Annotated in this window: 21 protein-coding genes; 6 read left to right on the top strand and 15 right to left on the bottom strand. The window is 47.1% G+C overall.

Translation table 11 applies throughout. From position 1 onward, the window contains the following. The 13 genes from mtgA to mpl form a co-directional block, all read right to left on the bottom strand. A complete protein-coding gene (gene mtgA, locus BQ1619_RS00880; RefSeq protein WP_114661686.1) occupies positions 1-753 on the bottom strand; it encodes a monofunctional biosynthetic peptidoglycan transglycosylase in 753 nt (250 codons plus the stop codon). Positions 754-780: 27 nt separating this feature from the next. Continuing rightward, positions 781-1,686 (bottom strand): shikimate dehydrogenase, encoded by a 906-nt coding sequence (gene aroE / locus BQ1619_RS00875; RefSeq protein WP_114661684.1) that lies wholly within the window; start codon positions 1,684-1,686, stop codon positions 781-783. 21 nt (positions 1,687-1,707) lie between these two features. Continuing rightward, on the bottom strand, positions 1,708-2,226 hold the full coding sequence (locus BQ1619_RS09420; protein WP_231968391.1) for an energy transducer TonB family protein: 519 nt from the start codon (positions 2,224-2,226) through the stop codon (positions 1,708-1,710). Then, a complete protein-coding gene (locus tag BQ1619_RS09415; protein ID WP_231968389.1) occupies positions 2,207-2,440 on the bottom strand; it encodes a hypothetical protein in 234 nt (77 codons plus the stop codon). Before BQ1619_RS09415 ends, BQ1619_RS09420 begins: the two co-directional genes overlap by 20 nt. A gap of 139 nt (positions 2,441-2,579) precedes the next feature. Beyond that, a complete protein-coding gene (locus tag BQ1619_RS09410; protein ID WP_231968387.1) occupies positions 2,580-3,056 on the bottom strand; it encodes a hypothetical protein in 477 nt (158 codons plus the stop codon). A gap of 3 nt (positions 3,057-3,059) precedes the next feature. Beyond that, a complete protein-coding gene (locus BQ1619_RS09405) occupies positions 3,060-3,902 on the bottom strand; it encodes a ribonuclease catalytic domain-containing protein (RefSeq protein WP_231968385.1) in 843 nt (280 codons plus the stop codon). A 349-nt stretch (positions 3,903-4,251) separates the two neighbouring features. After that, positions 4,252-4,497 (bottom strand): hypothetical protein, encoded by a 246-nt coding sequence (locus BQ1619_RS09400; RefSeq protein ID WP_231968383.1) that lies wholly within the window; start codon positions 4,495-4,497, stop codon positions 4,252-4,254. 140 nt (positions 4,498-4,637) lie between these two features. Next, on the bottom strand, positions 4,638-5,369 hold the full coding sequence (gene fabG / locus BQ1619_RS00860; protein ID WP_114661682.1) for a 3-oxoacyl-ACP reductase FabG: 732 nt from the start codon (positions 5,367-5,369) through the stop codon (positions 4,638-4,640). Between the two features lie 53 nt (positions 5,370-5,422). Next, on the bottom strand, positions 5,423-5,941 hold the full coding sequence (locus tag BQ1619_RS00855) for an adenine phosphoribosyltransferase (RefSeq protein WP_114661680.1): 519 nt from the start codon (positions 5,939-5,941) through the stop codon (positions 5,423-5,425). Positions 5,942-5,986: 45 nt separating this feature from the next. Beyond that, entirely contained in the window at positions 5,987-6,781 is a 795-nt protein-coding gene (gene mtnP, locus BQ1619_RS00850) for an S-methyl-5'-thioadenosine phosphorylase (RefSeq protein WP_114663458.1), read from the bottom strand. A 26-nt stretch (positions 6,782-6,807) separates the two neighbouring features. Beyond that, positions 6,808-7,410: a class II aldolase/adducin family protein gene (locus tag BQ1619_RS00845; protein ID WP_162784558.1), complete on the bottom strand. Its 603-nt coding sequence runs from the start codon at positions 7,408-7,410 to the stop codon at positions 6,808-6,810. Then, a complete protein-coding gene (mtnA, locus tag BQ1619_RS00840; RefSeq protein WP_114661676.1) occupies positions 7,410-8,519 on the bottom strand; it encodes an S-methyl-5-thioribose-1-phosphate isomerase in 1,110 nt (369 codons plus the stop codon). The genes BQ1619_RS00845 and mtnA overlap by 1 nt, the downstream gene beginning before the upstream one ends. A gap of 63 nt (positions 8,520-8,582) precedes the next feature. Then, complete coding sequence (gene mpl / locus BQ1619_RS00835; protein ID WP_114661674.1) at positions 8,583-9,980, bottom strand: UDP-N-acetylmuramate:L-alanyl-gamma-D-glutamyl-meso-diaminopimelate ligase; 1,398 nt, start codon at positions 9,978-9,980, stop codon at positions 8,583-8,585. A 44-nt stretch (positions 9,981-10,024) separates the two neighbouring features. On the opposite strand from mpl, the gene BQ1619_RS00830 reads away from it, so the two are divergent. The 6 genes from BQ1619_RS00830 (at position 10,025) to BQ1619_RS00805 (ending at position 15,705) form a co-directional block, all read left to right on the top strand. Then, on the top strand, positions 10,025-10,534 hold the full coding sequence (locus tag BQ1619_RS00830; protein ID WP_231968381.1) for a TlpA family protein disulfide reductase: 510 nt from the start codon (positions 10,025-10,027) through the stop codon (positions 10,532-10,534). Positions 10,535-10,783: 249 nt separating this feature from the next. Next, on the top strand, positions 10,784-11,233 hold the full coding sequence (gene aroQ / locus BQ1619_RS00825) for a type II 3-dehydroquinate dehydratase (protein ID WP_114661671.1): 450 nt from the start codon (positions 10,784-10,786) through the stop codon (positions 11,231-11,233). A gap of 23 nt (positions 11,234-11,256) precedes the next feature. Next, positions 11,257-11,709: an acetyl-CoA carboxylase biotin carboxyl carrier protein gene (accB, locus tag BQ1619_RS00820; protein WP_114661670.1), complete on the top strand. Its 453-nt coding sequence runs from the start codon at positions 11,257-11,259 to the stop codon at positions 11,707-11,709. A gap of 45 nt (positions 11,710-11,754) precedes the next feature. Then, the gene (accC, locus tag BQ1619_RS00815; RefSeq protein WP_114661669.1) at positions 11,755-13,119 is read left to right on the top strand and encodes an acetyl-CoA carboxylase biotin carboxylase subunit; all 1,365 of its coding nucleotides are present in this window, start codon (positions 11,755-11,757) and stop codon (positions 13,117-13,119) included. A 35-nt stretch (positions 13,120-13,154) separates the two neighbouring features. Then, on the top strand, positions 13,155-14,156 hold the full coding sequence (prmA, locus tag BQ1619_RS00810) for a 50S ribosomal protein L11 methyltransferase (RefSeq protein WP_114661668.1): 1,002 nt from the start codon (positions 13,155-13,157) through the stop codon (positions 14,154-14,156). 589 nt (positions 14,157-14,745) lie between these two features. Continuing rightward, a complete protein-coding gene (locus BQ1619_RS00805; protein WP_114661667.1) occupies positions 14,746-15,705 on the top strand; it encodes a carbohydrate kinase family protein in 960 nt (319 codons plus the stop codon). 203 nt (positions 15,706-15,908) lie between these two features. Here the strand turns inward: BQ1619_RS00805 and BQ1619_RS00800 are convergent, their stop codons facing one another. Further along, entirely contained in the window at positions 15,909-16,262 is a 354-nt protein-coding gene (locus BQ1619_RS00800) for a hypothetical protein (RefSeq protein ID WP_331851879.1), read from the bottom strand. Between the two features lie 305 nt (positions 16,263-16,567). After that, positions 16,568-17,761, bottom strand: a complete 1,194-nt coding sequence (locus tag BQ1619_RS00795; protein ID WP_114661666.1) for a ribonucleotide-diphosphate reductase subunit beta — start codon at positions 17,759-17,761, stop codon at positions 16,568-16,570. Between the last annotated feature and the right edge of the window lie 3 nt (positions 17,762-17,764).

The raw sequence follows: 17,764 nt of genomic DNA, 5'->3' as shown, positions 1-17,764 counted from the left end.
TTATTTCGCTTTTTTAGGCTGCAAGACTGGCGGCTGCAGCGCAACACGACCCATATTTTCCAATATGAAGTCTTGGCGAGCAGCATAGTTAATACTCCCGCAGTAATAGTGCTGTTGTTTGTCAAAACACTTTGGGGCTGGTAATGCGGACGCTAATGCAGCCGACTGCTCTCGATCTAAATTTGCAGGATTCACTCCGTAGTAGTGTCGAGCAGCAGCACCAATTCCAAAGACGCCTTCACCCCACTCAACCGAATTCAGATACATTTCAAACAAGCGCTGCTTCGTCAGAATGAGCTCTAGGAGCCCCGTGATAATGAGCTCCTGTCCTTTGCGCAAATAACTTTGCTCCGATGATAAGAAGAGGTTTTTAGCAAGCTGTTGCGTAATGGTGGATCCACCCCGCAGAGGGGTTTTAGATTTTGGGCCTGACTTTTGTTGGTTTTGTTGTTGATTCTTTTCCCAAGCTTTTTGCATATCCTCTACGCGAACGCCTTTGTGTTGAAAAAAGATGTCGTCTTCACTGACCAAAACCGCCCGCTTGAGATTATTTGAAATCTTGTCATAAGGCGTCCAGTGGGATTGCGCAGAGCAAGTCCACTGCCAGGCGCATAAACGCCAGCGCTCCGCCCTCTGAAAAGCAGTGCTCTGAGGATCTATGGTGGTCCAAAGGCTAATTTGAATGGCGAAGTACGCCTGCATGAGCACAAAACCTGCCAGCAAACATTTGACTAGGTAGACAATCCAACGCATCAGAGGATGGAATTCGAGCAAAATCGATTAATTGCGTAGCTTTGCCAAGACTGCACGTGGATCAATGTGTTTGGCAAGCTCACTGCCGCGCCAGAGCAAAAAGGCATCTGCAGCCTGCTCAACTAACATCCCTAAACCATCACTAATTCGCGCCCCGCGCTGTAGCGCTTGCTGCATAAATGCCGTGGTTTTACCGTAGACCATTTCATATGCAAATGAACTGGGTGTAAAGATATTTGCAACAGCAGCGGCACTTAACGGCGACTCGTCTGATAAACCTGCTGCAGTGGCACTGATTACCAAGTCAAATGGATACGGTGTTTTTGCTGTGTGCTCTAGATCTGCTAAAGAACGAAATTCCAGGGCAACTTCTTTTGAGGCGGCTAAATTAGCAAAAAGCTTTACAAGCTCACTAGCCTTTTCATGGGAACGATTCGCAATCACTAAGCATTTGGGAGATTGCTCCAATAATGGGCCAATAACCCCACGGGCTGCTCCGCCCGCGCCCAAGAGAAGGATACGAGACCCCTGAAGCGCAATGCCTTGTGCCAGAAGATCCCTTACTAAACCAGCGCCATCAGTATTATCACCATAGACTTTGCCATCCCGAACCCATAGCGTATTGACTGCACCTGCTAATTGAGCGCGTTGCGTCAATTGGTTTGCAAATGCCTGAGCATCTAACTTGAATGGCACTGTGACATTCATTCCTTTACCGCCAGCAAAAAAGAATCGCTTGGCCGCATTGGCAAAATCATCCAATTCAGGCTGTAAGCGGCCATAGTGCATTACTTGCTTTGCTTGTTCAGCAAACTGCTGATGAATCAGTGGTGACTTACTGTGGGCAATCGGATTCCCAGCAACCGCATAGACATCCACATCCTTATGAAGACTGGGATCAATGTGCAGATCGGCGAAGATATGAGAACTCATGATGACTACAGAATAAGCGAATTAACGCTTTAGCTCCAAACGATCAGCCCCCTCTCTCGCAAAATCAAATATGGAGATCCAGTCCAGCACATCCAATTGATTGCGCATTTCTAAAGGGAATGGGCCAAATGGTGCCAAGGCACGAACAATCGCCAAGGCCTGGCGATCTAACTCAGGGTTACCAGAACTGCGCCCAATTGAGACGCCATCTTTACCTTGAGCGTTCGGAGCAATACGCCCTTGGGAATCCACGCTTACCACGATCACCAAGCTGCCATACAGTGGTCTGCCATTTGCACGCGGAAAAAAAGTACTGCCATAAGTTTCAATCTTTTGACGCATGGCATCAAAATAATGGGCAAATGTGACGGATTTCGTGTTAGCTCCGGTAAGCGCCTTTCGACGAGGTTGCCGTCCATCCACCTGCAACCGTTTTGCCAACTCTGCCTCTAATGAATTGAGTTGCGGAGCAATTTTTTGATCCTCGCCACTTTTACGACCACCCGATTCAGCGCGCTGCTCATCCAACTTTGCCAGCATTTGCTTTTGTTGCTTCTCTAGCACCCTCAAGGCGCGCCTCTGCTCCCAATCTGGCACGATGCAATGCGGTTGCATCTTGTGTTTCAGAATTACCCCCGCCTTGCAAGTCCGCCTGCGCCAACTTGTTTGCCTGCTTAGGCGGCACTTTGTTGCTAGCATTGACAAGCACTACGCTGAGCGGGGTGTTGAGTCGCCAAGTTTGTATTTCCCCCATTCCCCAACGAAATGACAGGAAGAGAATATGGATGAGGAGGGATACTCATAAAGCCAAGCGAAATGGGTAACGCTGCCACGTATCTTGCAAATACATGAATGCTCGATTGACGCCCTCCGAGCGAAAAAACACTGTGGATTTAATCGGAGCTAGCATCTTCGTCAATATTAATTGATGCTGAATCTACAACTTTCTCAACAACAGATTCAAGCTGCTCAACTTTAGCTTCAATCTCTAGCACTCTCACTGCTGCGGTCAATTGCAACAGATTCACCCCTCCACGACTATCCTCTGCGCGCGTCATATGAGGATGGGTTGCTAATTCTGGTATTGGCAAATGAAGTGGTATGGGTTCTACCCTCGACATACCCTCTTTTAAATGGCGCACATGGACTTTTTTAGATTCGCCATCTTGAGTGATCCAACGCAAGCACCAATACTTCTCAAGACGGTCCTGAAACTCACCGTAGGCTTGATAACAAGACTCAAAGTCTGCAGCAATGCCCATAAGCGTTGCATCCCTTGGTGGAAATGGTGCAACCATTTTTGCTGTTACACCATGCTTTGCAAGTGTAATCAGTTGCCATTGATTTACTAAGTCAGAGTAACGCCGCAATGGCTAGGTACACCAAGCGTAATAGTTCAAACCTAAACCTTCATGTGGTCCAGGGGTTGTTTGCATACGAGTCCGCAAAGGGCCCCAACCCTTCTGCGTTCTGAATAAGCCTGGTAATCCATACTCAGCGAGTAATTGACCTGAAGCGCTGTCACAGAAAATCATCCACTCAGCAACAATCGTATCCAAAATAGAACCGCGTTGACGGGGAACAATTTCAACGCGCTGCGCCTTGGAATCTTGTTGATTCGCTTCTTGAATTTGGAAATAAAAATCTCGGGCCAACGCATTCGGATCAGAAACGCCGAGCTGCTCACCACGCAATCCATTAGCCACCCGCTTCTTTTGTCGACCTGCATGCAGGTGTTTTGCCGCCCGCCACAAGACTGCTAATTCCTTCTGAAATGGGTAATGCATATCTACAGATGCCAAACTCTCTTCGCTGACTAAATGCTCAATATTTTCAAGGCGTAGGTTAGCCGCAATCGATACTAGCTCTGCCCGCATTTGCAAACTCTCTCGCTGAACATTGCCATCAGCGTCAATATCCACATAAATTGATAGCGCTGGTCTCGGGCCACCCTCGTCCAAAGAAAACCGTTCAATGACAGAATCGGGCAGCATCGTGATTTTGTCGCCTGGAAAATAGACGGTAGACATCCGATTGCGAGCAACTTGGTCGAGCGCATCATCTTTTGTAATCACCAAACCTGGTGCGGCAATATGAATGCCGATACGGTACCCAGTCTCATCGCCATTAGACAGTTCAGTCACAGATAAGGCATCGTCGATCTCAGTTGTACTTGCATTATCAATGGAAAATGCATTGACCTGTGCGATAGGCAATTGCGCAATCGCAGCATCAAAAATAGACGGATCAATGCCAATACTGGAGGAATGGGCGGCACCATGGGAAAATGCGTCTTGAGGAACACTCCCTGGTGATACGCCAATGGAGAATCAATAGCGCCACAACGAATCATCAATTGTGGTGGCGACTCGCCTGTCTGAGTACAAGCAGCCATTAATGCTTTGTAGGCCGACGTGTTTTTGTCAGACGAGAAGAGCAACTGTTTCGCAGCAGATTTCAAGGCCTCTGGAAATCTGCCAGCAACTAACTCAGTCTGCCAGAGTGATTGCTGCTCCAACTCTTTTTGCTTGCGCTCTAGTGCTGCTAGGCCCGATTGCAGTTGCTCTAGAGGTGCTCGCTGAAATCGTCCACGCCCTTTGCGACGAAAAAAACGGGGGCGCTTTGTAATGCAATGGCCAATGAAGCTTGCTGGGGGATCGTTGCCTGCGCGCCAAAATACTCTAAAGAAACGTCCACTAAACCAAACTCCTCGTCGGGAGCACAATCCCAAAGCAGTTGCAAATCAATATCGTTCACCAGGACAAGGGCTTCATCCATAACCGCTTGTGCTTCAGGCTTTTCAAAGCGCAACCAGACTTCTTTGGCCTTTAGCTTGATTTTCTTGCCCGACAAGCTCGTGGCCTACCAAGACTCCGATTCACCCGATCCTGTTGCGGACTGGACAGTAGCGATTTTGATATCGCCACCCTCTTCGTATAAAAGATTCATGCTTAGAGCGAAATCCCGCCGCTAGCCTCTAATGCAACACCGTTTACGTAGCTTGCTTCAGCGCTGGTCAAAAACAAATACACATTTGCCATTTCTTCTGGAGTGCCTAAGCGCCCCAACCAACTCCGCTTCTCGATATCCTGAAAAATGTTTTCTGGCATCGCCTTCACCATTTCGGTAGCAATAAAACCAGGGCACACAGCATTAACACGGATACCCTTTGGGCCCAACTCACGGGACCAGGTCTTGGTAAAACCAATCACCCCAAACTTCGTTGCCGAGTAGTTGATCTGATCAAAATTACCATAGAGACCCATTACGCTCGAAGCATTCACAATTGCGCCTGATCCTTTTTCAAGCATGTGCGGCACAACCAATTGCGTGCAATTAAAAACACCCTTGAGGTTCACATCGATCACCGCATCAAATTGCGCTTCCGTCATCTTGACCAAACGTGCATCTTGTGTAATACCCGCATTGTTCAAAATATCAACGCGTCCGTGTTTTTGTATCACCGCATCAATCACCGCTTGAATACTAGCCCGATCGGTCACATTCATGGCATACGCTTCAGCATTAGCCATCCGGGCGATGGCAGCCGTAACGGCTTCAAGATTGATATCAGTAACAATCACTTTTGCACCTTCTTCAGCAAATCGTTGCGCAGTCGCAAAACCGATCCCCTTTGCTGCGCCAGTAACAATGGCGACTTTATCTTGTAATCGATTACCCATTTTTTGCTTTCAAAATTGATTGTTAAACGGCGTTAGTGATTAACCCGACGCCATTAGGCAACAAGTAATGTGCGGCTTTCAATCCCCTGCTCTTTTAAGAGTGTCGCTCCATTTAGCCCGGCAATTTCCAGCAAGGTCAGGGCACCACAGACTTCGAATCCGGCACTTTCTAGCAATTTTTTAGCGGCGATCAAGGTGCCCCCAGTTGCCAGGACGTCATCAAGAATGAGTACTTTGGCGCCAGCTGGTAAGCTTGACTGTTGCATCTCTAACGAATCGTTGCCGTACTCTAAACCATATGATTGACGATGGGTTGCCTGCGGCAACTTATTTGGCTTGCGGGCCAATACCAAGCCTTTTTGTGCATGATGGGCAAGCGCCGAACTAAAAATAAAACCACGTGCTTCGATCCCAAGAATATGGGTGTAATTAAAATCATCAGCCAGTTGATTTAACTGTTGGATTGCCTCATAAAAAGCAACAGGGTTTGCAAGCAACGGTGAAATATCGCGAAACAAAATTCCAGGCTTAGGAAAGTCGGGTACGCCAGGAAGGTAATCTAACAAATTCATAATAATCCGCGTGAAAAAATAAATAGTGTGGTAGCTGGATTGATCTTACTTTCTTATCGATTGGATGAGATTTTTGGCGCTTGAATTTTTAGCGATGATGGGAATAGCTGAGAGTAAGAGACGGGTAACTTTATCAGCATTATCCTTAAAGACTTCTAAAATTGCATCCCAGCTAACTGGCTCTTCGTCTTCCCTCCAGCAATCATAGTCTGTACTCATCGCAATTGCAGCGTAAGGTATACCTATTTCATTGGCAAGCGCAGCCTCAGTTGCAACCGACATATTGATAATGTCTGCCCCCATGAGTCGGAACATTTTAGATTCTGCGCGTGTAGAAAAACGAGGGCCCTCAATAGTGATTACAGTACCAGTATTGTGAAAAATAATTTGCTGTTCAGAGCAAACGTTGATCAAAATGTTTCTAAGGAGGGCATCAAAGGGATCGGCCATAGGGGCGTGAATGGGCTCAAATGGTTTAAACGATTCATGAAAAGTCATCTTGCGTTGCTTGGTAAAGTCGATGAATTGATCAGGAATCACTAAATGCCCACGTCCAATTTCTTCACGCAAAGATCCTACGGCTGTAGTGGCCAATATATGAGTGCAACCAATATCTTTTAAGGCTTGAATATTGGCACGATAATTGACTTGTGTTGGAGGAATAGTGTGTTCTCGGCCATGTCGTCCTAACAAGGCTACATCCACGCCAGCAATTTTTCCAAGTTTGAGTGGTGAAGAGGGTCTCCCCCAAGAGTTGCTCACTTGTGCATCTTGAGGATTTTGAAATAGCTCGGGGTTATCAAGGCCACTGCCCCCAATGATGCCAATTTTTACAGCCATCTTAAATCCTTTGCATTCATTGATGATCAAGTTAAAACAGCTTGTATTTGATTAAGCGCCAAATCAATAGTCGGCCCAAAAGCAGCGATACCGTCCTCATGTCCAGCCATCGCCAAAAGACCACAAGGATTGGCTAACCCTTGAACTATGACAGCCACTTCTTGGGCCATTTGAGGTGTCCCATATGTAACTTCTTTAGAAGTTGAAGGGCCATTTCGATCGAGTAGTTTCCGCCAAAGTTGTGGATTGTGTATATGCAAAACGCAATTAATTGCGCTGTTAGCTTGATAAATTGCGCAATGCGTCATCGCTTCGCTACTAGCTTGGATTGGGCCTTCAGTGCAGACGATGTTGGCTACGATATCAAAGTTACTGACATAACAATAACCAGTTGCGCCTAAAATTCGCGTGGCTCCAGTGCTCGTACCCGAAATAATGCAGCCAGCTTCATGTCTAACAGAAACATTACCATAACCAACCCCATCCAGATAGACACCTACCAGGCCAAGATCAAATAATTGAGTTCGAGCTTGATCAAGCTTATTCAGTAATGGGTGAGTGGGCGCAGGGTCATTGCGATGGACAGCATGATACTTGACGACACCCTCATCTCTGGGTGATGTATTCATTATGCTTCCTCGGGGAATAACCCAAGAATACCTGCTTCGGTAGCGGGACAAACTCCTCTTTCGCATATCAGTGCGGTGATAAGGCGGGCAGGAGTTACATCAAATGCCCAATTACGCGCTGGTGTTTCATCGGGACATATTTGCACAGTTGCAATCGAGCCATCTGCAAGTTTTCCGCTCATCCTGCGAACTTCATCACCAGAGCGTTCTTCAATTGGAACCTGAGATAAACCATCGCTTAAGGAAAAATCGATAGTACTTGAGGGAAAAGCAACATAGAAAGGAAGGTCATTATCTTTTGCAGCCAAAGCTTTTAAGTAAGTACCGATTTTATTGGCTACATCTCCATTGCGCGTGATACGATCGGCGCCAGTAATAACCATATCTACCATTCCATGTTGCATTAAATGGCCGCCAACATTATCTGCAATGAGGCTATGGGGAACGCCATGCTGCGCTAACTCCCAAGCGGTAAGGCTCGCGCCTTGATTGCGCGGCCGAGTTTCATCTACCCAGACATGAATGGGAACCCCTACATCGTGCGCCGCAAAAATAGGTGATAGAGCTGATCCAAAATCTACGAATGCCAGCCAACCAGCATTACAATGAGTCAATACATTAATGGTTTTTCCTGGCTCAGTAGCAGCAATCTTTTTGAGTAGCTCTAGACCATGCCACCCGATAGATTGACAAGATCGGGAGTCTTCATCGGCAATTGTTTCAGCACGGTCTTTAAGTAGTGCAATTTTTTCTTCAATAGTGCTACCCTGCTTTAATTCCTTAAGCTGACGTGCAACAGCCCAAGCAAGGTTGCTAGCGGTCGGTCTAGTGGCCAACAATCGATTTGCTTGAAGGTGAACATAGTTTTCAAAAGATGCAATGCTTTCCTTAGGAGCTTGCGATGCTGCCACCCACATACCATAACCTGCGGTAGCCCCAATAAGTCCCGCACCCCTAACAACCATATTATTAATCGCATAACAAACTGCATCGAAATCCTTGAGTACATCTGTTTCGAAAACATGGGGCAATCTTAATTGGTTAATGACGCAAAGATTGCCCTTTTCGTTGATCCATATACTTTTGTAATCTCGGTTTTTAACTCTCATATTCTTTTATTGCAAGTTTTAAGTATCCTTCAATGCTAAACTAAATTCGCTTTAATGCGTACCTCAAGCGGAAATAGCCTTGAGTATTTTTAGATGAATACCGCCAAAGCCCCCGTTGCTCATCACCAAAACCTGGTCGCCGGACTTAGCCTCGTTAGCTACCGCAGCAACTAAGGCATCGAGATCATCAAAAGCCCGAGCTTTACTAGGCTCTTTGCTGTTTAGCGGCGCCAACACTTCTGCTAAATCCCAACCCAAGGATTCCTTGCCACTCTTTGCTCCGTATGCAAAGACTTTATCTGCTTGTTGCAAGCTATTCGGAAGCTGGGCCTTCATCACACCCAGTTTCATCGTGTTGGACCGTGGCTCCAATACTGCCAAAATACGGGCCTGACCAACCCTGCGACGCAATCCATCCACAGTGGTCGTGATGGCCGTTGGATGATGCGCAAAGTCGTCGTACACCGTAATGTTTTTTGCTACACCAATCGTTTCTAGTCGACGCTTAACGTTTTTAAATTCCGCTAATGCGCGCGCAGCATTCGCAGGGGAAATGCCAATGTGATTTGCAGATGCAATGGCAGCAAGGGCGTTCAGTTGATTGTGTCTCCCCATCACACCTGAATCGGGCGCCCAGTTCACTGTTGCAACTTCTTCGCCATGTTTAAGGACGATAAAACCATCGCCGACTTGAGAAACCAATGACCAAGCGCAATTGGCATCATGCCCAAACTGCTCTACTGGGGCCCATGCTCCACGGGTCACCACGCGCTCTAGGGCAGGCTCTTCGCCATTAACCACTAACAATCCATCACTCGGCACTGTGCGTACGAGATGGTGAAACTGCGTTTCGATTGCAGCTAGATCCGCAAATATGTCTGCATGATCAAACTCCAAGTTGCTCAACAAGGCAGTACGCGGACGATAGTGCAAAAACTTACTGCGCTTATCAAAAAAAGCTGTGTCGTACTCATCCGCTTCAATCACGAAGTATTTGCTCTCACCAAGACGTGCTGAAACGGTGAAATTGAGCGGTACACCACCAATTAAATACCCTGGCTTGTAGCCATTAAATTCCAAGATCCATGTCAGCATGGCCGATGTTGTGGTTTTACCGTGGGTACCTGCAACGGCTAATACATGTCGGTCATAGAGCACCTGCTCAACCAGCCACTGAGGTCCAGAAATATACGGAAGACCTTGATTCAAAATGGCTTCCATCAAAGGATTGCCTCGAGAAACCACATTGCCAACCACGAATAAATCAGGCATGGTCTCAAACTGCAATAATTGATCTGGCGAAAATCCTTCGATGAGTTCAATCCCTTGAGCCTCAAGCTGCGTGCTCATTGGTGGATATACGTTGGCATCACAACCCGTTACCCGATGTCCGGCTTGCCTGGCGATGGAGGCAATGCCGCCCATGAAAGTACCGCAAATGCCTAAGATGTGTATATGCATTAGCGAATTTTAGCGAAGGAGTTGTCGTGGACCGAAGACAGTGGATGATGATTTGCGGAATGAGTCTTTTGGCACTTCTAGCCGGAATCTTTTCATCGCATTGGATTTCGCAAACCGGTTTGGCAAGCGACCCCTCCGTCAAGAGCTTTTTTGTCAATCCATGGCAAACCCCGGATGGGAAAGCAGTCAAATCAGAAAATTGGCGTGGGAAAGTATTGGTGGTGAATTTTTGGGCATCCTGGTGCCCTCCCTGTGTTGAAGAAATGCCAGCTTTAGACAAAATTGCCCAAGAATACGCATCGAAAAATGTCTTAATTATCGGCATCGGTATCGATTCACCATCGAGCGTACGCGAATTCCTCCAAAAAACCCCAGTTTCATACCCAATTATTATTGGCGGCCTTGAGGGTAGCAATATCGCCAAGCAGATGGGCAATTCTCAAGGCGCCCTTCCCTATACCGTCATCATCAACCCAAAAGGAAAATCCGTTTTTACAAAATTAGGGAAAATAAGCGAAGAAGAGCTTAAAAAGGCAATAGATTCTGCAATTTGATGATTTTTACCAGCCGTTACGAACTGTCTGATATTTTCTGAATGCCCATTATTTAGGCAAAATCAGTGCCAATTTTTATTATTCGCTTTTGAAACGAGTGAAATTTTCGACTTTCGGAAGGATTTTTAGACTCTTGAGAAGTTTGTAGGGTTATACTTTGACCCATAGCAAGGGAAGCAAAATGTTGTCTAAGTCGCCAAAAGCCAAATTAACTAATTGACACCTAACTGCATCTAAAAATAGGGATCTATGTCTAAAAAAGCTTCAATTCTCGTCATTCAGGGTCCCAATCTGAATCTTCTGGGCACCCGTGAACCCGAGGTTTATGGCAAAACTACCTTAGAAGACATCCATCAAAAGCTCGGTGAGACCGCCAAAGCTCAATCTGTTGAGCTCAATACCTATCAAAGTAATCATGAGGGTGAATTAATTGACCGAATTCAGAAGGCAAAACAGGATGGGGTTGATTTCATCATCATCAACCCTGGTGCCTTTACCCACACTAGCGTTGCCCTTCGGGATGTTTTAGCTGACGTGGCCATTCCATTTACAGAAGTTCATTTATCCAATATTCATCAACGGGAAGAGTTTCGCAAACATTCCTATTTATCCGACATTGCTACTGGTGTGATTTGCGGCCTTGGTGCCATTGGCTACGAGTTAGCTCTGCAAGCTGCAATCACCCGTTTACAAAAATAAATTTCAAGAGAGGACGCATTCGCATGGACTTAAGAAAACTCAAAACTTTGATCGACCTAGTTTCTGAATCCGGAATATCTGAACTGGAAGTCAACGAAGGTGAAGATCGGGCACGTATTGTGAATGCTGGTTCCCCAGCCCCAGCAGGTCACGTGGTTTATGCAAACCCTGCTCCTGCGCAAGCAATTCCGGTTGCGCCAGCAGCAACCTCAGCTCCTGCCCAAGAGGCAGCAGTAGAAACTGGATTTATTGCGCGCGCTCCGATGGTGGGCACGTTCTACCGCGCACCGAATCCAGAATCTCCAAATTTTGTGAATGTGGGTGACACCGTTAAGGTGGGTCAAACCCTTTGCATCATCGAGGCCATGAAGCTTCTCAATGAAATCGAATCTGAAAAAGACGGCGTTATCAAAGAAATTCTTTGTGAAAACGGTCAAGGCGTTGAATTTGACCAACCCATATTTGTGATCGCTTAATCTTCAGCGGCTTTTTTAATCCAATTTACCTAACTCAGAGCCGACATGTTCGATAAGATTCTAATCGCCAACCGGGGAGAAATTGCTCTCCGTATCCAACGCGCATGTCGCGAGTTGGGAATTAAAACCGTGGTGGTTTACTCCACTGCTGACAAAGAAGCAAAGTATGTCAAGCTTGCGGATGAGGCCGTTTGCATTGGACCAGCACCCTCGTCGCTTAGCTACCTCAATATGCCAGCAATTATTTCTGCGGCTGAAGTTACGGATGCGGAAGCGATCCACCCTGGCTATGGCTTCCTCTCCGAGAATGCCGATTTTGCTGAGCGCGTCGAAAAATCGGGCTTTGCTTTCATCGGCCCTACTGCGGCATCGATTCGCTTAATGGGCGATAAAGTATCTGCCAAGCGAGCCATGATCAAGTCGGGTGTTCCTTGCGTTCCCGGTTCAGAAGGTGCGTTACCAGACAATCCCAAGGAAATTATTGCCACGGCAAAACGCGTTGGGTACCCTGTCATCATCAAAGCGGCTGGTGGTGGCGGTGGACACGGTATGCGCGTCGTTCATACTGAAGCGCATTTAATTAATGCAGTGAATATGACCCGCGAAGAAGCGGGACGCGCCTTTGGTAACCCTGAAGTCTACATGGAGAAGTTTTTAGAGAAACCCCGCCACGTTGAGATCCAAGTTCTTGCCGATACTCATGGCAATGCCATTTGGCTAGGTGAGCGCGATTGCTCTATGCAGCGTCGCCACCAAAAAGTGATTGAAGAAACACCTGCACCTGGCATCGATCGTCGCTCAATCACCAAAATTGGTGAGCGTTGTGCAAATGCTTGTCGAAAAATCGGCTATCGTGGTGCGGGCACCTTTGAATTCTTGTATGAAAACGGTGAATTCTTCTTCATTGAGATGAATACCCGCGTTCAGGTTGAACATCCCGTCACCGAAATGATTACGGGAGTGGATATTGTTCAAGAGCAAATTCGGATTGCGGCTGGACTCAAGTTGTCTTACCGCCAGAAAGACATTGTGTTCCGTGGTCATGCCATCGAATGCCGCCTCAATGCAGAAGATCCATTCAAATTCACACCGAGTCCTGGCAAGATTGGCTCCTTCCATATGCCTGGTGGCCCTGGTATTCGCGTAGATTCTCATGCTTATAGCGGATATGTCGTGCCCCCAAACTACGACTCCATGATTGGTAAACTCATTTCATACGGTAACACTCGCGAACAGGCGATCCGTCGGATGCAAATTGCCTTGTCTGAGATGGTGATTGATGGGATTACGACAAACGTTCCATTGCACCGCGAGTTGATGCTGGACCCGAACTTTATGGAAGGTGGTACCAGTATTCACTATCTGGAGCACCGTCTTGAAGAACAAGCCGCTAATCGCGGCAAGTCTTAACTCACCTTCCTTCATGACTCAAATGCTGGTGTCTCATGCCCTACCGTGAATTGGTATTCACGGTAGCAGCCGAAACTGCTGAACCATTAGGAGATGTGCTGCTTGAGCTAGGCGCACTCTCAGTAACGGTTGAAGATGCTGCTGCGGGTGGTTACGATCAAAACCCCCTCTACGGAGAGCCTGGTCTTTCGCCCGAAGTGCAAGCTTGGGATCGGTCCGCGGTCACAGCGCTCTTCAATCCAGAACTGGATCATTCCGATAGCAAACACTTTATCCCTGATCTACTCTTCGCCCTAAAAGAGGCCGGGTTCAAGTTGTCCCCGCCGCAAGAAAAGATCGTTGAAGAGCAGGATTGGGTTCGCTTGACACAAAGTCAATTCGCGCCAATTCCGATTGGTAAACGGATTTGGGTTGTGCCTTCTTGGCACAATGCCCCAACAGATCCTGATACAATTTGTTTGGCAGTCGACCCAGGATTAGCTTTTGGGACAGGCAGTCATCCAACAACGCACCTTTGCTTACTTTGGCTGGAAGAACAAAGCAATCTCCAAAATCAAAGCCTGCTCGATTACGGATGTGGCTCTGGCATTTTGCCAATTGCGGCTGCAAAACTTGGCTGCAATCCTGTTGTTGGAACCGATATTGATCCTCAAGCCATAGTGGCGGCTCGTAGCAATGCGGAGGTGAATAACACTCAAATTCGCTTTGTATTGCCTACAGAAAGCGCGCCAGAGCTCGCTGCAGAAACGAAATATGACATCGTCATGGCCAATATTCTGGCCAATCCATTGCAAGTTTTAGCCCCCGCATTGGTGAATAAAATGCGTCTCGGTGGCCAAATTATTCTCTCTGGAGTCCTTGCAAGACAGGCAGAGGAGGTGATAGCAACCTATAGTCAATGGTTAAAACTTTCTGTCTGGAAAGAGAGTGAGGGCTGGGTTTGTTTGCATGGCACCCTGGCAAGCGATAAAAAGAGCTCTCTGAATACCCAGCCCAATAAATTTGCTGCACCTGCGCAAAAAAAAGTTTTAAGTTAGCGCTGCTTGGATGTTTTTTTGTTTTGCTCCTCGTCTTTGGGGAGCATTTTTCAAGAAATTGGCTACTTCCCAAGTTAGCGCCCCGTATTGATGGTTCATTCAATGCAATTTCGGTCGGCGCATTTTCAGCACTGCAACGTGTCGATGAAAAATTATGTAGCGCTCTTAAATGCTTTAATCGCCCTGTAAGCGATTTTTCTGCTTGGAAAATAACTTCGTCACCCTAACCACCGGAAAACGCACGAGAGGGTCTTAAAAGCCCCGCAAATCGATCGTTACTACAAATTGAAATACAAAATCGCCTTGCGATACCAGTTTTACTACCCAATTTAGAAATCTCACTCACCGATGCAGAAGAATCCGGCCTGAAATCGATTCAATTAACTTCAAAAGAATGGTTGCCATCTACTTGGCAAGAATCGCATCCCAATTTTTGAAAATTGGCGCACCCTCCGGAGAAAAGATCCAAGCAGAACTACCAATTGCCCTTCCATCAAACGCTGCGGGCTATCGAATTCGTGTTCTGCATCCCCAATAAACCGCTTTTATATCGATTTCTTTCATTTCACTTACCAACAGAAAGCAATTTATGGCTAGCCTAATCTGCGGCTCGATCGCTTACGACACCATCATGAACTTTGAAGGCAAATTTGCCGATCAAATTCTGCCCGAACAGATTCATGTTCTGAATGTGGCATTCCTGGTCCCGACGTTGCGTCGTGAGTTTGGCGGTTGCGCAGGCAATATTGCCTACAACCTCAGCCTTTTAGGTGGCGACCCCATCATCATGGCAACCGTTGGCGGGGATGCTTCATCCTACATGAACCGTTTGAAGCAACTCAATATCGACAGTACCCACATACGCCAAATTGAGAGCGCGTTCACTGCGCAAGCGATGATCACAACAGATCAAACCAATAATCAAATTACCGCCTTTCATCCTGGAGCAATGGGTGAATCTCACCTCAACCAAGTATCTACGGTGATTGCTGAGCGCAGCAACAATTCCAAGGCATCCGCTAAATTTGGCATCGTTGCACCAGATGGTCGCCAGGGAATGTGGGAGCACTGCCATCAGCTAGCAGAAGCCAATATTCCATTCATCTTTGATCCGGGACAAGGTCTGCCGATGTTTGATGGCCCAGAGTTATTAGAGCTAGTAGATATCGCGAGCTACCTAGCCGTGAATGATTACGAAGGCGAAATGTTGTCGAAACGCACTGGCTTAAGCCTGGAAAAGGTAGCCAAGCGGGTCAAAGCGCTTATCGTCACCAAAGGCGCTGAAGGTGCGGAAATTTATTCAAACGGCAAATGCATTGCCATTCCACCAGTTCCAGCAGCAAAAGTTGTCGATCCTACTGGCTGCGGCGATGCATTTCGCGGAGGACTGCTCTTTGGTCTAGAAAGTGGCATGGATTGGGAAACAACCGGCCGTTTGGCAAGCTTAATGGGCTCGATCAAAATCACCCATCAAGGACCGCAAAACCACCAGCCCAGTAAAACTGAAATCGCAGAGCAGTTCAAAGCGGCGTTTGGTTTTAGCTTTTAAAGCTAGGGCGTTATCAGAAAAAATTGGGCAATAAAAAAGGGGTCTCAAAAGAGACCCCTTGTGATAACGCCCGTCTGATTAAGGGCGTGTGCCAGTTGGGGAGGGCCAAGCAGCGGCAGGATTCAACGCACTAGTCGCTGGTGCAGCTTTCTTAGCCGCGGGCTTTTTTACTGCAGAACCCGCTTTCTTCGCAGCAGGCTTGCTTACTTTTTTCTTGCTACGCGCTTTTTAGCAGCAGCTTCCTTAGCTGGGCGCTCCTTAGCTACTTTTTTTGCAGCTGGCTTTTTAGCAGCAGCTTTCTTAGCTGGGCGCTCCTTAGCTACTTTTTTTGCAGCTGGCTTTTTAGCAGCCGGTTCCTTAGCTGGGCGCTCCTTAGCTACTTTTTTTGCAGCTGGCTTTTTAGCAGCAGCTTTCTTAGCTGGGCGCTCCTTAGCTACTTTTTTTGCAGCTGGCTTTTTAGCAGCAGCTTTCTTAGCTGGGCGCTCCTTAGCTACTTTTTTTGCAGCTGGCTTTTTAGCAGCCGGTTCCTTTGCAGCAGGATTTTTCTTTGTTACCATGTGTGTTACTCCTTCACGTGAGGATTAGTACAAACTACATTAAGAAGACCCGACCATTCAGGATGAACGAGCGAGCCATTCATCGGCGCGCGGCTTGATGCTAAGTGCTGCACGCTAATGAATCCTGGAAAAAAGCCGCGGCCCCGAAGGACAACGGCTTCTTAAATGTGCTGGAAAAAATAGAGAGAGTAGCCCAGACACCCTTGAGCAAGGGTTTTCGGATTTGAGTCTGTTTTTGCTGACTTCTAATACTATCCAACCGTCTAATCTCCTATTTAGCCGGCTGTGCGCTTACTTACTACCAACTACTCCCAATTTAGCGCACCGCCAGTTTGATACTCAATAACGCGTGTCTCAAAAAAGTTGCGTTCTTTCTTAAGATCAATCATTTCTGACATCCATGGAAATGGATTCTCTTCATTTGGGAACATCGCGTCAAGTCCTATTTGCAAACATCTGCGATTACAAATGTATCTTAGGTAACCTTTGAACATCGGCGCATTCAAGCCGAGCACTCCGCGAGGCATCGTATCTTCGGCATAACGGTACTCCAATTCAACCGCTTTTTCGAAGATCGATTTAATCTCGTCTTTGAACGCGGAAGTCCATAACTGCGGGTTCTCCAGCTTGATTTGGTTAATCAAATCGATACCAAAATTGCAGTGCATGGACTCGTCGCGAAGGATGTATTGATACTGCTCGGCAGCACCCGTCATTTTGTTTTGGTGACCCATCGCAAGTATTTGCGTAAAACCAACATAAAAGAACAAACCTTCCATTACGCAGGCAAAAACAATCAACGAACGCAGGAGTTTTTGGTCGTTTTCTAGGGTGCCAGTCTTAAATGTTGGGTCAGTTAAGACATCAATAAACGGAATTAAGAACTCATCTTTGGCGCGAATCGACTCAATCTCGTGATACGCATTGAAGATTTCACCTTGATCCAGGCCTAAGGATTCCACAATATATTGATACGCGTGGGTATGAATTGCCTCCTCAAAAGCTTGGCGCAATAGGTATTGGCGGCACTCTGGAGCAGTGATTTGACGATATGTACCCAACACAATATTGTTTGCCGCCAAAGAATCGGCAGTGGTAAAGAAGCCCAAATTGCGTTTGATGATGCGACGCTCGTCTTCAGTAAGGCCGTTTGGATCCTTCCAAAGCGCGATATCGCGGTTCATATTGATCTCTTGCGGCATCCAGTGGTTGGCGCAACCTGCTAAATACTTTTCCCACGCCCATTTGTATTTGAATGGAACCAACTGATTAACGTCGGTCTTAGCATTAATCACCCGCTTGTCCGCAACATTCACACGACGGGTTCCCATACCAGCAACTGGTATGCTTGGTGTTTGCGCCACTGCTGGCGCAGCGGCTTGAGGTGCTGCCATCGCTACTTGGTCTGGCTGCGGGCGTTGTGGCTCAACCGCAACCGGTTGTGGCGCAAGCCCAGCTTTCGCTAGCGCTGGAGCAACTTCCTCTTCCCAATTCAACATAAC

Origin of the sequence: Polynucleobacter necessarius (assembly GCF_900095195.1) — a bacterium.
Classification (GTDB): Bacteria; Pseudomonadota; Gammaproteobacteria; order Burkholderiales; family Burkholderiaceae; genus Polynucleobacter; species Polynucleobacter necessarius_G.
Note: the sequence above shows the minus strand (reverse complement) of the source record. Positions and strands in the feature narration are given on the sequence as shown.

What these genes read in the sequence shown, in the direction of transcription:
- BQ1619_RS00800 (WP_331851879.1), bottom strand. Translation starts at nt 16,262, where the DNA reads ATGGTAACAAAGAAAAATCCTGCTGCAAAGGAACCGGCTGCTAAAAAG.
- accC (WP_114661669.1), top strand. Translation starts at nt 11,755, where the DNA reads ATGTTCGATAAGATTCTAATCGCCAACCGGGGAGAAATTGCTCTCCGT.
- mtnA (WP_114661676.1), bottom strand. Translation starts at nt 8,519, where the DNA reads ATGAGAGTTAAAAACCGAGATTACAAAAGTATATGGATCAACGAAAAG.
- BQ1619_RS00795 (WP_114661666.1), bottom strand. Translation starts at nt 17,761, where the DNA reads ATGTTGAATTGGGAAGAGGAAGTTGCTCCAGCGCTAGCGAAAGCTGGG.
- mtnP (WP_114663458.1), bottom strand. Translation starts at nt 6,781, where the DNA reads ATGGCTGTAAAAATTGGCATCATTGGGGGCAGTGGCCTTGATAACCCC.
- aroQ (WP_114661671.1), top strand. Translation starts at nt 10,784, where the DNA reads ATGTCTAAAAAAGCTTCAATTCTCGTCATTCAGGGTCCCAATCTGAAT.
- BQ1619_RS00805 (WP_114661667.1), top strand. Translation starts at nt 14,746, where the DNA reads ATGGCTAGCCTAATCTGCGGCTCGATCGCTTACGACACCATCATGAAC.
- mpl (WP_114661674.1), bottom strand. Translation starts at nt 9,980, where the DNA reads ATGCATATACACATCTTAGGCATTTGCGGTACTTTCATGGGCGGCATT.
- BQ1619_RS00845 (WP_162784558.1), bottom strand. Translation starts at nt 7,410, where the DNA reads ATGAATACATCACCCAGAGATGAGGGTGTCGTCAAGTATCATGCTGTC.
- fabG (WP_114661682.1), bottom strand. Translation starts at nt 5,369, where the DNA reads ATGGGTAATCGATTACAAGATAAAGTCGCCATTGTTACTGGCGCAGCA.
- prmA (WP_114661668.1), top strand. Translation starts at nt 13,155, where the DNA reads ATGCCCTACCGTGAATTGGTATTCACGGTAGCAGCCGAAACTGCTGAA.
- accB (WP_114661670.1), top strand. Translation starts at nt 11,257, where the DNA reads ATGGACTTAAGAAAACTCAAAACTTTGATCGACCTAGTTTCTGAATCC.
- BQ1619_RS00855 (WP_114661680.1), bottom strand. Translation starts at nt 5,941, where the DNA reads ATGAATTTGTTAGATTACCTTCCTGGCGTACCCGACTTTCCTAAGCCT.
- BQ1619_RS00830 (WP_231968381.1), top strand. Translation starts at nt 10,025, where the DNA reads ATGATGATTTGCGGAATGAGTCTTTTGGCACTTCTAGCCGGAATCTTT.
- mtgA (WP_114661686.1), bottom strand. Translation starts at nt 753, where the DNA reads ATGCGTTGGATTGTCTACCTAGTCAAATGTTTGCTGGCAGGTTTTGTG.
- aroE (WP_114661684.1), bottom strand. Translation starts at nt 1,686, where the DNA reads ATGAGTTCTCATATCTTCGCCGATCTGCACATTGATCCCAGTCTTCAT.
- BQ1619_RS09420 (WP_231968391.1), bottom strand. Translation starts at nt 2,226, where the DNA reads ATGCTGGCAAAGTTGGATGAGCAGCGCGCTGAATCGGGTGGTCGTAAA.
- BQ1619_RS09415 (WP_231968389.1), bottom strand. Translation starts at nt 2,440, where the DNA reads ATGGGGGAAATACAAACTTGGCGACTCAACACCCCGCTCAGCGTAGTG.